General features: G+C 62.3%; 11 protein-coding genes. All 11 read right to left on the bottom strand.

Features of this window, described 5'->3' with window-relative positions:
* Window positions 1–78 precede the first annotated feature (78 nt).
* The 11 genes from art_RS14860 to art_RS14815 all read right to left on the bottom strand — a co-directional run bounded on the left by art_RS14860 (window position 79) and on the right by art_RS14815 (window position 13,382).
* A complete protein-coding gene (locus art_RS14860) occupies window positions 79–1,752 on the bottom strand; it encodes a ribonuclease J (RefSeq protein ID WP_038466018.1) in 1,674 nt (557 codons plus the stop codon).
* Between the two features lie 209 nt (window positions 1,753–1,961).
* Complete coding sequence (locus tag art_RS14855) at window positions 1,962–3,131, bottom strand: ABC transporter ATP-binding protein (RefSeq protein ID WP_038466015.1); 1,170 nt, start codon at window positions 3,129–3,131, stop codon at window positions 1,962–1,964.
* The gene (locus art_RS14850) at window positions 3,109–4,797 is read right to left on the bottom strand and encodes an iron ABC transporter permease (protein WP_253901370.1); all 1,689 of its coding nucleotides are present in this window, start codon (window positions 4,795–4,797) and stop codon (window positions 3,109–3,111) included. The genes art_RS14855 and art_RS14850 overlap by 23 nt, the downstream gene beginning before the upstream one ends.
* A gap of 90 nt (window positions 4,798–4,887) precedes the next feature.
* The gene (locus art_RS14845; protein ID WP_038466013.1) at window positions 4,888–5,931 is read right to left on the bottom strand and encodes an ABC transporter substrate-binding protein; all 1,044 of its coding nucleotides are present in this window, start codon (window positions 5,929–5,931) and stop codon (window positions 4,888–4,890) included.
* Window positions 5,932–6,103: 172 nt separating this feature from the next.
* The gene (locus tag art_RS14840; protein ID WP_038466010.1) at window positions 6,104–6,793 is read right to left on the bottom strand and encodes a response regulator transcription factor; all 690 of its coding nucleotides are present in this window, start codon (window positions 6,791–6,793) and stop codon (window positions 6,104–6,106) included.
* 5 nt (window positions 6,794–6,798) lie between these two features.
* Window positions 6,799–7,731 (bottom strand): sensor histidine kinase KdpD, encoded by a 933-nt coding sequence (locus art_RS14835; RefSeq protein ID WP_052136602.1) that lies wholly within the window; start codon window positions 7,729–7,731, stop codon window positions 6,799–6,801.
* 203 nt (window positions 7,732–7,934) lie between these two features.
* Window positions 7,935–8,129: a hypothetical protein gene (locus tag art_RS14830; protein ID WP_038466008.1), complete on the bottom strand. Its 195-nt coding sequence runs from the start codon at window positions 8,127–8,129 to the stop codon at window positions 7,935–7,937.
* Between the two features lie 36 nt (window positions 8,130–8,165).
* Window positions 8,166–9,257: an LLM class flavin-dependent oxidoreductase gene (locus art_RS14825; protein WP_038470399.1), complete on the bottom strand. Its 1,092-nt coding sequence runs from the start codon at window positions 9,255–9,257 to the stop codon at window positions 8,166–8,168.
* A gap of 77 nt (window positions 9,258–9,334) precedes the next feature.
* Window positions 9,335–9,481, bottom strand: coding sequence for a hypothetical protein (locus tag art_RS22610; RefSeq protein ID WP_173425240.1), 147 nt, complete (start codon window positions 9,479–9,481; stop codon window positions 9,335–9,337).
* Window positions 9,482–9,779: 298 nt separating this feature from the next.
* Window positions 9,780–11,525 carry an ABC transporter ATP-binding protein gene (locus art_RS14820; protein WP_038466004.1) on the bottom strand — a complete coding sequence of 582 codons (1,746 nt, stop codon included), beginning with the start codon at window positions 11,523–11,525 and terminating at the stop codon, window positions 9,780–9,782.
* Window positions 11,526–13,382, bottom strand: coding sequence for an ABC transporter ATP-binding protein (locus art_RS14815; RefSeq protein ID WP_082000326.1), 1,857 nt, complete (start codon window positions 13,380–13,382; stop codon window positions 11,526–11,528).
* Window positions 13,383–13,428: the final 46 nt, after the last annotated feature.

Raw genomic sequence — 13,428 nt, 5'->3', positions numbered from 1 at the left:
TTAAAGCCGAGTGCCGCCGTCGTACTTGAAAAAGTACGACGGCGGCACGGGCTCGGCAAGCTCAACCAGCGGGAAGGTTTACGCCTCGACGATGATGACCGTGTAGACGGGCTTGCGGCGCAGTGCGCGGTCGGACCAGCGCAACAGGCCGTTGGCCACGGCCTTCTCGGCGGCCGGGCCGGTCTTCTCGCCGCGGAGTCCGGTGATGGTCTTCTCCACGATTCCGGCAGCCTTCTCGATATCCTTGTCCGTCAAGTTGAAGCCCACGGAGAAGAATTCCGGGTCTTCTTCGATCTTGCCGGTGTCCGGGTTGACGATCAGCAGGACGGTGACGGCGCCGTCTTCTGCGAGGCGGATGCGGTCCTGGAGGGACTCCTCCGTGGCAGCGCCGGCAACCATGTTCTCGACGTAGACGTAGGCGGCCGGGACGCTGCCGGCGATCTTGGCAACACCGTCCTTGAGGTCCAGGACGGTGCCGTCTTCAATGATGAACGTGTTCTTCGGTTCAACACCTGTGCGGATGGCCAGCTCGGCGTTGGCCTTCAGGTGGCGGTATTCGCCGTGCACAGGCATGACGTTCTTGGGGCGGACCAGGTTGTAGCAGTACACGAGCTCGCCGGCACTGGCGTGGCCGGAGACGTGAACCTTGGCGTTGCCCTTGTGGATAACGTTGGCGCCCTGCTTGGTTAGGTCGTTGATGAGGCGGTAGATCGAGGACTCGTTGCCCGGCACCAGTGAGCTGGCCAGCAGCACGGTGTCGCCGTCGGTCAGGTTGATCTGGTGGTCACCGTTGGCCATGCGGGCCAGGGCGGCCATGGGCTCACCCTGTGAACCGGTGCAGATAAGGACGGCCTTGTTGGCCGGCATCTTTTCCAGTTCCTTGGCCTCAACGAGCATGCCGCGCGGGATCTTCAGGTAGCCCAGCTCGCGCGCAGTGGTCATGTTGCGGACCATGGAGCGGCCAACGAAGGCGACCTTGCGGTTGTACTTCTGGGCAGAGTCGATGATCTGCTGGATGCGGTGCACGTGGCTCGCGAAGCTGGAGACAACAACGCGGCGCGGGGCCGTGCGCATGACCTGGTCGATGGCCGGGATCAGGTCAGCCTCGGCTGCCAGGAAGCCGGGAACTTCAGCGTTGGTGGAGTCGGGCAGGAACAGGTCCACGCCTTCCTCGCCTAGACGCGCAAAGCCGGCCAGGTCGGTGATGCGCTTGTCCAGCGGGAACTGGTCCATCTTGAAGTCGCCCGTTTCCAGCACCAGGCCGGCAGGCGTGCGGATGGCAACGGCCAGACCGTCCGGGATGGAGTGGTTGACGGCCAGGAATTCGACGTCAAACGGGCCGAACTTGCGGCGGTCGCCTTCCTTGACCTGGATCATCTTGCCCTTGATCCGGTGCTCTTCGAGCTTGGTCTTCAGGAAGGCCAGGGTCAACTTGGCGGAGATCACGGGGATGTCGGCGCGGTGCTTAAGCAGGTACGGGACACCGCCAATGTGGTCTTCGTGGCCGTGGGTGAGCACCAGGCCCACCACGTCCTGCCAGCGGTTCTTCAAATAGGAGAAGTCGGGCAGGATCAGGTCAACGCCGGGGTGGTGATCTTCGGGGAAGAGCACGCCGCAGTCAACGATCAGCAGCTTTCCCGCGAATTCGAAGACGGTCATGTTGCGACCGATCTCCCCCAGGCCTCCAAGGGCCACAATGCGCATGGCGCCTTCGGCGAGGGCGGGTGGGCTCTGGCGGACAGTTCTTCTCATGGGTTCCAAACTTGGTGCTGTAGTGGGCGTGTTGCCGCGGCTGTCCGCGGCTTTCTTGTGCGACGCATTCGGCCAAAAGCTGGTCCAATGTCGCTAAAAGTTAAGGGGGATTGCTCCACCCCCGATTTTACCACCGCGGCCACCATGCCCAAGCCACGTGCCGCCGTCGAATAATGCACGACGGCGGCACAAGAACAGAAGTATTTCGCTCAAGCCTCCACAGCCACCGGCAACAGCCAACCCCGGTCAGTCTTGATGCCAACGCTCACCGTGTCCATGGGGTCAAATATTTCGCTGACTGAGGGGTCCGATACCAGGGCAACAATGCTGCCGGAGTCCGTTTCAACCTCGTATTCAACGGATTCCCCATGGAATATTGCGCTCAGCACACGGCCCACTTCGCCGTGGACACTGTCAGCCGCGGGGTTCGGTGTGAGCAACACCGATTCGGGCCGCACCATCAACAAGACCTCACCGTCCAAGGTGACGTCCTCATGCACCTCAACATCGCGTTCTCGGCCCAGGGCGAACACTCGTGCACGGCCTTGGTGGGGATCCGTCAGGAGCGTCGCATCCAGAAAGTTCGCCCGGCCGATGAAATCCGCCACAAAAATGGAGGAGGGGCGGCGATAGACACGTTCCGGCACATCGATTTGCTCTATCCGCCCCTGATTCATCACCACAATGCGGTCTGACAGTGTCATGGCCTCATCCTGATCATGGGTGACAAAGATGCTGGTGATGCCCAGTCGTTTCTGCAGCCGGCGAATCTCATTGCGCATTTGGACTCGCAGCTTTGCATCCAAGTTGGAGAGCGGTTCATCAAACAAAAGCACCTTTGGCCTCATGACCAAGGCCCGGGCAAGGGCCACCCTCTGTTGCTGCCCACCGGACAGCTGGTGCGGGGCCCTTTCCGCGTACGGCATCAGGTTCATGATGGTCAGGGCAGTGTCGACTTCTTCACGTAGCCGCTTTTCAGATGTCTTCTTCAGTCTCAGGCCGTAAGCCACGTTTTGCCGCACGGACAGGTGGGGGAAGAGTGCATAGGACTGGAAGACCATGGACATGGGCCGCTTATTTGGTGCCACTGTGACCATGTCCACCCCATCCACGCTGACTTGCCCTGAAGAGGGAGTCTCGAAGCCCGCAATCATGCGGAGAGTTGAGGTCTTGCCACAGCCCGATGGCCCAAGCAGAGTGACGAACTCCCCGGCCTTGATCTGTAGATCTACGGCATTGACGGCGATGGGATCATCGGCCCGGTTGCCGTATCGCTTGGTCAGCGCCGCGAGTGTGACATGCCCACTTTCGTGGGCAGGTGAAAATTCGGCTGTGTCGACGGGGGCAGAAATTGGTTCAGCGGCGGTGAGATTGTCCACGGAAGACCACCTTTCGGATGATGACGTTCAAGATGAGAATGACAATGAGCACGATTCCGATCAGGACGGTGCAGTAGGCAAAAGCATTGCCAAAACGCCCCGAGTCAACTTCCGCGAGGATCTGCGAGGTCATGATTTTGATCCCCGGCGTGGTCAGAAAAATGATCGGTGAAAGCGTGGTCATTGACCTGGCGAAAGCAAATGTCAGGCCAGTCAGAAGGGCTGACTGAATAAGTGGCAATGTGACCTTGCGGAACGTAGTCGCTGAATCGGCTCCAAGGGAGGTTGATGCTTCCTCAATCGCCGGGTGTATCTGCTGCAGCGCCGATACGGCTGCGCGTTGCCCGGATGGCAGTGACCGGGCTACGTACACCATCACAATGGCCACCGCGCCTGCAAGAATGGCTGATCCGCCGGCGAGTGCGGGGAACACCTGTAGACCGAAAATATTGACGGGCTTGTTGTAGGTTATAAGGTAACCAATGCCCAGCACGGTGCCGGGAATGGCAAGCCCCAGCATGCCCACAAAGTCGATCAGGCCGCTGGCCCGTTTGAGTTTGCGCACCACGAGCCAGCCAATCAGCATGCCGAGCAGTCCTGCTATGGGTGCGGCAATCAGCGCCAAAATGGTCGTGTCAATCATGGCCTTCGAGCCCAGCCCGGCCAGCACAAACTGGTAGTGGGCGAGCGTGAACTCATTGTTAACCCCGGGAACCTTGACGAATCCTCCCGCCAACACTGTGACGTAAATGGACACGATGAGTGCCGCGAGGAAGCCCACAAGCACGAGAACGGGAATCCTGATGCTGGGGGCGCTGATTTGTTCGGTTGCCCCAGCCGGCTTGCCTGTTATCGATACTACGGATTTGCGGGAAACCCAGTATCGCTGCACTAGGAAGACCAGCAAGGCTGGCAGCATGAGTGTCAGCGAATAGGCAGCCCCGGCCTGCATGTTGAATTCACCTGTCACAGCCAGGTATGCCCGGCTTGCCAAAACGGTGTAGTCCCCACCCAAGACGAGGGGGTTGGCCAGGTCTGCGATGGATTCAACAAACAACAGCAGGAACGATCCGGCAAGTCCGGGCACAAGCATGGGAATGGTGACAGTGAAGAAAACCCGCAGCTTGCTCGCACCCAGTCCGGCGGCCGCCTCGTCCAGCGACGGGTCGAGACTCTCAAGCATCCCCCGGATGTTCATGTAGGCAACAGGGAAGAAAGACAGTGACAACACCAGTGTCAGTCCGGGCAGGCCGTAGATGTCGGCTTGCCAGCCGAAAATCCCGTTCGTGACAGCGCCGTTGCGCCCAAAGAGCGTGATGACGGCGGTGGCCACGGCAAATGGTGGAGCCACTATCGGGATCATGGCCAGCAGGTGCAGCGCCCGCTTGCCACGAAACTTGACCTTCACCTGTGCGTAAGCGAAAAGGAACCCGACAAGGGTGCCTGTGACGCCTACCACCAGGCCAAGCAGCATGGTGTTGCCGATAATTCGGTGGTTCACAGGGTCGGTAACCATCCGTGCCAGGACTTCAAGGCCCTTCGGCGCGAAGGCTGATGACAACAACCCGTACAGCGGGAACCCGATGACCATCAAGAGGATGGCGCAAACAATTGTTGTCAAGACAATGACGCCGGGATCTTTGGCGCCCTTCTTGCCCCGTTTCAAGGGGGGAGTGGATGCTCGGATGCTATCCGAGACGGGGGAATCTATTAATGGAATAGCCATGGTGTCCTTTCGGCTCGCGTTCAGTCCCGGTTATCCCTTGGGCGCAGGCGCGACTTCCCGGTCAAACCTTGCCGTCAGTTCGTTCCTGGATTCACCCATTTCGCGAATGTCGGCGTCGAGCATCTCCGTCTTGGAGATGTCCACCATGTCATCGGTGATGACTGCTGCCGGGTTCGTGGGCACACTGTAGGTCCCCACTGTTGCGGCTAAGTCTTGGGCTTCGGCGGTGAGCGACCACTCAATGAACTTCTTTGCCGCTTCTGGATGCTTTGCGTTCTTGATCAACGACACGGCGCCCACTTCAAAGGTGGCGCCTTCCTTCGGGAAGGTGGTGGTCAGCTGTGTGAACCCTTCGTTGATGAACTTCTGGCAATCTTGGGCGAAAATCACACCCACACCAACCTCTCCTCGACCGGCCATCTGCCCTAGAGCGCTGCCGCTCTTGGAGTACTGGAGGACGTTGCTGTGCAACTTTGCGAAGTAGTCAATCGCCGCATCCTTGCTACCGTCATTGAGCATGACTTGGCTCCAGAGCGCTTGGTAGGCGGTTCCGGATGTGCCGGGGTGCGCCATAGCCACATTCTTCTTCAGTTTCGGGTTCAGAAGGTCTGACCAGGATTCGGGGGCAGCCACACCGAGTTTGTTCAGCACATCGTTGTTGGAGCAAAAGCTCAGGGCACCCATATAGACCCCAGTCCAAAATCCTTCAGGATCCTTGTACTTATCAGGGATTTGCGCTGCATTTTCTGGCACGAACTTCTCAATGAGCCCTTCACCTTCAGCCGCGATGTGGCCATCAGCCCCTCCCCCGAACCACGCATCAAATTCTGGGCTCTCCCCTGCAGCAGACAGCCGCGCCACTGCTTCACCGCCACTGAGGCGGACATAGTCGGCCTTAATTCCGGAGGCCTTGGTGAATTCCGCAGCTACAAGCTGGCACCAGTCCTCCTGCGGGCTGCAGACAAACGTCATGGAATCATCCGATCCGCCGGCGGCGGCAGTGGCCCCACACCCAGTCAGAGCGAGTGCGCCAATGGCAAAGAATGCTGCTGCTTTTCTTGTGTACCGTCCCATGGAAACGGCTCCTTAATGGTGGGTGCACCTCAATGTGCACGAACTGGAACGCACGTGAGTGCGGGTGATGCATTCAACGTTAGGCAAGGGAAGGGATGATTTTGGTCACAGCTGAGAGGGTGATGGTCACAGTTCTGTGACCTCCCGTGATTTTGCAGCCAACAAGGCCCGATCACTCAATGTTGAGGCGGTAGCCGAAACCTCTGACGCTCTCAATGCATTCACCTGCACCGGGTACTGCTGATTCAAGTTTGTGCCGCAACCTGTAGACCGCAGTTTTGAGCATTTGGCGCCCACCGAGACGATCCGTCTCCCGCCAGGCAGCCAGCAGCAGTCGGTCGAATCCCAGAGTTTTACCTGGTTGCGAGACCAAGGCAGTCATCACCTTGAATTCGTTGGGTGTCAACAGAACACGCACTGAGTCAACGCAAACACTGTCGCCTGCCGGATCCAGCTCAAAGGCACCTGCGGAAATGGCTTGGCCTTGGTCGGTCACCCTACGCACCAGTCGCTGGGCTCGCAGCGCCAATTCCCGCGGATGGAACGGTTTGACAATGTAGTCGTCCGCATCAGCTTCCAGCCCGGCAATGCGGTCTGCGCTTTCGCCCTTTGCAGTCAACAGGATAACCGGAATCTGTGTGCTGGCTTTGATGCGCTGGCACATGGTGATGCCCGAGACTCCCGGGAGCATTACGTCCAGGACTACAAGGTCCGGCACGGTGTGCCTCATGGCTGACCAGCACGCCTCAGCCGCGCGGAATGACTGGTGTATGAATCCTTGGGTTTCCAATGCGAACGTAACAATGTCGAGCATGGCCGGCTCATCGTCAACGACAAAGGCTAGGGGTGGGCTGGGGAGCATACTGGTTACTCTCTCAGGGGAAGGGTGAACATCATGGTTGTTCCTCCCCCTGTAATCGTGTCGACAAAGATCCGCCCTCCGTGCAATTCGATGACTTGCTGGGAGATGAACAACCCAATTCCCGTTCCATTCCCCAAGGGCCTGCCGCTGGAGAAGCGCCTGAAGAGCCGATCACGCTGCTGTTCAGTCATACCAGATCCGCCGTCACTGACGGAGACCATTAATTGGCCTTCCCCTGACGTGAGCCGAATCTGCACCGGCGTTCGTTCGTGGTTGCTGCGTGCGGCGTTCATGACAAGGTTCGTGACGACCTGTCGAATAAGTTCGGCGTCGACGTTGGCACGCACCGGCGCACCCGGAGCATCAAGGACTATGGGGCCATCGGTGACGTGCACCAAGTCTTCAACGATGCCGCGCATCAAACTGCGAACGTCAACCACGGCCGGCCGAACTTCAAAAACCCCAGCCTCTATCCTTGCTTGGGTCAGCAGCTGTTCGGCCAGATTCGCCATGCGTTCGGAGTTGTCCAGAATCCGCGCAACAAAGGCATGCTGCTTGGGGGTGAGTGGTCCTGGCCCTTCTTCGGCGAGCAGCTCCGCCGACCCCTTGATCACTGCTAGGGGTGTTCGAATCTCGTGGCTAAGCATTGTGACCTGGTCTGCGCGGCGGGATTCCAGCCGTCGCAGATGCGAGTTGGTGATCAAGTCCACCCTCCGGCGCCGAACCAGAATGTAGGCAGCACCGAGGGCCAAAACAGCTGCCATCGCAGCCATGACTGCGCTCGGGGCCGGACGTCCGTCGAACCCGGCCATCACGGACAGCGTCAGGACGACTAGCGCCAAGAGACTTAGCCCGAGCGGAAGCAGTCCAATGGCGCGCCAAAGCCTGACGTCCAACAAGACGTCGCCTGGGTCACTGGAATTAGTTCGGCGGAGCACCCCGATATTCTATCCACTTCCACTGTGTTGCTTGGCCACCCAGCAGCAAATTCAGTTCAGCTGCCGAGATCGCTTTTTTAGGGTACGACGGCGGCACCCACCTTGAGCGCTTACCCTCCGACGCTGGGGTCCGGTCACTGCAGGATTGCGTACCCGCGGATCCGTCATCCGACGGCGGGCGCGTGGTGCTGCACTTACTTATTCTATTTTTGGCGGAGCCACGCGACAATCAGTCCGACCACCGCGCCCACGGCCATTCCCACCGTGATGTTGTCAATGACAATTCCGGCCGCCAGCCCGACGACGAGCCCCAGACCAACTCCCGCGCCAACTCCGTTGTTAGGTGCGGTACTGTTCTTTTTTGACTTCTGCTCTTGGTTCGCCCGATTAGCAGTCATGCACCGAGGGTAACAAGCGGGAAGGGTTTCGGCAGATTAGGGTTGCGGCACGCGCCACCAAAGGGTGGCGGAGTCTGATCGGGCGGCGGCCGGTTCCCATCCGATCGCCGGCGCAATGTACTTGGCGATGTTTTCCAGCATCTTCGTGTTGTAGGTGACTCCGAGCTGGTTGGGGACCGTGAGCATGAGAGTGTCGGCGGAGCGGACGGCCTCGTCGGCCGCCAGTTCTTGAGCGATCTGCGCGGGGTCGCCGATGTAGCTCTTGCCGAAGCGCGAAAGGAGCCCGTCGATCATCCCCACCTGGTCGCTACTGTCGGCTTGGGCTCGCAGGCCAAAGTACATCTGGTCCACGTCATCCACGACCGGAATAACGGAGCGGCTGACGGAAACCCGCGGCGTGAAATCATGGCCGGCGGCGGCCCACTCGTCGCGGAACAGCTGAATCTGCTCGGCCTGAAGCTGGTCGAAAGGCACGCCTGTGTCTTCGGTGAGCAGCGTTGAACTCATCAAGTTCATGCCCTGCTGGGCAGCCCACACTGCCGTGGCCCGCGAGCCGGCGCCCCACCAAATCCGCTGGGGTAATCCGGGCGACTGCGGTTCAATGCGCAGCAGTCGCTCCACTCCCATGTACGCATGTTCGCCGGGTTCGGCCACACCCGCCCCGCTGATCGCGCGCCTGAACGACGCCGTGTGGCGGCGGGCCATGTCGGCAACCGTTTCTCCGTCGGCGGGAAAGTAGCCGAAGTCGGCGGCACCGTTGGCAGCGGGCTCGGGTGAACCGCGGCTCACGCCGATCTGCAGCCTGCCGTCACTGATGAGGTCCGTGGCGGCGGCCTGCTCGGCCATGTAGAGGGGATTTTCATAGCGCATGTCAATGACGCCGGTGCCGATCTCAATCCGGCTCGTTCGGGCGGCGATGGCGGCCATTAGGGGGAACGGTGCGGCCTGCTGGCGGGCAAAGTGGTGGACACGGAAGAACGCGCCGTCAATGCCAAGCTCCTCCGCGGCGACGGAGAGGTCGACGGCCTGGTGGAGGGCGTCAGCGGCCGAGTTCGTCTGCGAGCCACGCCCCGTGCCGTAGTGGCCGAAAGACAAAAACCCGATGCGCTTCTTGAATGTGGTTTCCATACTCGGCACAACACGGACCGCCATCAGGACATTCCATTCATACGCATATACCTTGGCTGCCGCCCCTGTCCTGCGGCTTAGCTACGCTTCTTCGTGATCTTGGCGACCGGGTCCTCCGATTCATCGGCTGCGCCCCGCGCCCTCTTCTCCGCGCGCTTGGCCTTGATGGCGTGTCCCTTGTCCATCTTCTTGTGTTCATGGTGGTGTGGCTGTTTGTCAGGCATGGCGAACTCCTTGTGCAGTCAAGTCCTTACGCACCGGGCCGGCCGGTCCAACACGTCCCCTCTTTGAACGTTACGCCTGTTTCCGCCCCGCCAAAAGGGGCCGGGTCGTGGTGCCGAGTGAAAAGCGTTCGGAAAAATCACCCGAGATGTGAGATGGCGCCCTCCCCCGGTGCGTCTGGCAGTTGGCACAGGGCTCGAACTCACACCTCGGCAGTTGGCACAGGGCGCGAACTCACACCTCGGCAGTTGGGAGAGGGCGCGAACTCACACCTCGGCGGAAGTAGGGGCGGGGAAGGGGTCAGGCGTCCTGGCGCCAGGAGTTCCACAGCGCGGCATAGGAGCCGTTCTGTGCCACGAGCTCGTCGTGGGTGCCCAGCTCGGAAATCCGGCCGGCTTCCACCACGGCCACCCGGTCGGCGTCGTGGGCGGTGTGCAGCCGGTGCGCAATCGCCACCACCGTCCGCCCGGACAGGACGGCGCTGAGCGAGAACTCGAGGTCGCGGGCGGCCTGCGGGTCGATCAGCGACGTTGCCTCATCCAGCACCAAGGTGTGCGGATCTGCCAGGACCAGCCGTGCCAGCGCCAGTTCCTGCGCCTGCGCCGGCGTCAGCGTGTGCGATCCGGAGCCAACCTCGGTGGCCAACCCTGCGGGGAGGGCGCGCACCCAGGCGAGGGAACCGACGTCGGCCAGGGCCTTTTCAATCTCCGCATCCGACGCGCCGGCCCTGCCCAGCCGGACGTTGTCGGCCAGGGTGCCGACAAATACGTGGTGCTCCTGGGTGACGAGGGCGACCTCGCCGCGCAGTTCATCCAGCGGCCGATCGACCAGCGGCACCCCGCCCACCGTGACGGAGCCGGAAGTGGGTCCGTCGATGCCGGCGAGCAGGCGGCCCAGCGTGGATTTGCCCGCGCCGGAGGGCCCCACCATGGCCAGCCGCTCCCCCGGCACCAGCTCCAGGTCGATCCCGTGCAGCACGTCATGGCCGGCGCGGTAGGCGTAGCGGGCCTTGTCCACGAGGATTTCCTCGCTGGCGGGGACGGCGTCGGTGGCGGTGCGGTCGGCCTGGACGTTGCGGATGCCCACGATCCGGGCCAGCGAGGATGCTCCGACCTGGATCTCGTCGATCCACATGATCAGCGTGTCCACGGGGTCGATCAGCTGCATGGCATACAGCGCCACAGTGGCCACCATGCCGGTGGTGACCATATCCTGCGAGGCGAGCCAGCCGCCCCACAGCAGCACCGCGGCCACGGGCAGCCAGAAGGAGAATTCCGCCACGGGGAACAGCACTGTGCGCAGGCCCAGCGTGTATTTTTCCTTCTCGAAGCAGTTGCGCAGCGCGTCGTCGATCCGCTGGCGGCGGTGCGGGCCGAGGCTGAGCGCGTCAACTGTGCGGGCGCCCTCGATGGTTTCGGTGATGGCACCGTTGAGCCCGGCGTAGCTTTCGCGCTCGGCGAGGTACCCCGGTGTCGCACGCCTGAGGTACCAGCGCGTGACGGGAACCAGGAGGGGAACGCCCACCAGTAGCGCGAGTGCCAGCAGCGGGCTGGTGAACACGGCCGCCGCCGCCGTCAGTGCGATCGTCGCCACCGAGACCAGGACCTGCGGGACGCCGAAGCGGACGGTGTGCGAGACGGCGTCGACATCGTTCGTGGTGCGGGAGACGAGGTCCCCGGTGCCAGCCCGCTCCACGGTGGACAGCGGCAGCGAGGTGACCTGCTCCATGAACTCCTCGCGGAGCTGGGCAAACACCTTCTCCCCGAGCACCATGCCCTTGCGCCGCGCCCACCTGGCCAGCACCGTCTGGACCACAACGAAAGCGGCCAAGCTCAGCGCCACCAGGGCAACAAACCCGGCCGTGGTGCCGGCGCTGATGGCGTCGACAAGCCGGCCCAGCAGGAAGGGGCCGGCCAGGCCTGCGATGGCGGCCACCACATAGAGACCAACGACGGCGGTCAGCGGCTTTTGGTGCATGCGCAGCAGCCGCAGCCCCTCAGCCTTGACCTGGGCGGAATCCGCCACGGGCAGTTTTGTGTCAGCCATTTATGCCTCCCCTCCGTTGTCATTCAAATGTCCGACGCCGTTTGTTGCGTTTGCGCCAACCGCGGCGTCAGCGGTGGTGCTGGTGGGAGACGTGCCGTTGGCGGCAGCTCCGTTGCTGTTTCCGTGGCCGTCCATGCCTTCGCCGCGGACCACTACCTTGCGGTAGTCGGGTACCGTGTCGAGCAGGTGGCGGTGGGTGCCCTGGGCCTGCAGTTTCCCGTCCTGCAGGAACGCCACGGTGTCCATGGCACCGAGCAGCAGCGGGCTGGCCGTGACCACAACTGTGGTGTGGCCCGTTGTCCCACGCGCGCGGCGCAGGGCTTCGGCAATTCTTGCTTCCGTGTGGGCGTCGACGGCGCTGGTCGGTTCGATCAGGACCAGCACCTCGGCCTCCGTCAGCACCGCCCGGGCCAGTGTCAGGCGCTGGCGCTGCCCGCCGGAGAAGCCGCGGCCCTTCTCGGTCACTTCGTCGTCGAGGCCGAATTCCAGCCCGTCAAGAACATCGTGCGCGCTGGCCACGCCGATGGCGGCCACGATTTCCGCATCACTGTGCACCCCGGAGGGGTCCAGCTCCTCGCGCAGGGTGCCGGTGAAAAGCTGGGGCTCGGCATCGGAGACGACAATGCGTGAACGCACGTCCCGCAAAGGCATCAGGTGCAGCGCCTGCTCACCCCAGCGCACCTCGGCCTCACGCAGCACGGCGTCCTCAAAGCGTCCCAGCCGCCGGGCCAGACCTGCCGACTGGGACGGATCGGCCGAAACAATGGCGCTCAGCCCGCCCGGGGCGACCACCACGCCCGAGACCGAATCAACCAAGGCGCTCGGTGAGGGAGGTGCTGGAACTGTTGTTCCGGCGTCGTGCACGGCTGACGGGGTGGCCAGGACATCGATGATGCGGCGGGCGCCAACATGGGCCCGGATGAAGCGGGAGACGGCGTCGGCGGCGGTGCGGATGGGCGAGACGAGGAAGACCGCGTAGCCGTACAGTGCCACGAGCTGGCCGGGTTCGATCTGCCCGGACACGGCCTGCAGCGCGCCGATCCAGGTGAAGGCGACGCTGAACGCGCCAACCACGAGGACCTGCACGGCATCGAGGTCGGCCAGCGAATACGCCACCTTGTTGCCGGCCAGCTGGGTTTCCCGCGAACGCTCACGGTAGCGCTCCACGAAGATGTGCTCGCCGCCGATGCCGCGCAGCACCCGCAGCCCGGCCACGGTGTCGGCGCCCAGGGCCGTCATCTTGCCAGCAGCCTCGCGCTGTTCCTTTTGGCGGCGCTGCAGCGGGCGGATCACGAACAACAGCATGGCGCCGCAGAAGGGGACACCCAACAGCACCACCAGACCCAGCTGCCAGGAGGACTGGAAGACGAGGAAGGTGACCAGCAGGTAGCCGGCCACCGATCCTGCCAGGCGGGCGGCGACGTCGAAAATCTCGCCGATGCGCATGGCGTCGGAGGCACAGGTGGAGACAACTTCGCCCGTGGAGAATTTCTGCGGCAACGCATCGCCGCTGCGGGTGACCTTGTGGCCGACGGTTTGGGCGGAGCGGTAGGCGGCCTGCAGCCAGTTGCTCACTGAGGCGCGGTGACGCAGGGTGGCCGAGATTGATTGGACGATGGTGAGCGCCACGAGCAGGCCCACCCAAACGGAGAGGCGGGCGAAATCGCCGGGCAGGATGCCCTGGTCGATGGCCTGCCCCAAAACGTATGGGGTGAACGCCTGGCACAGAGTCCAGAGGGAGCCGTACATGATGGCCACCCACAGCGTGCCGCGCTGTGCACCGGCCAGCCACAGCAGATACTTGCCGGGGGTTCGGAGGTCCGGCTTTCCAGCGGTTTTATAGGGAAAGGAGCGCACTACGGCCTTCTTGGGGTTTGTGGATTGGCAGGCGGTTTTGGCGCGA

The organism is Arthrobacter sp. PAMC 25486 (genome assembly GCF_000785535.1).
In the GTDB taxonomy this organism is placed as follows: domain Bacteria; phylum Actinomycetota; class Actinomycetes; order Actinomycetales; family Micrococcaceae; genus Specibacter.
Note: the sequence above shows the minus strand (reverse complement) of the source record. Positions and strands in the feature narration are given on the sequence as shown.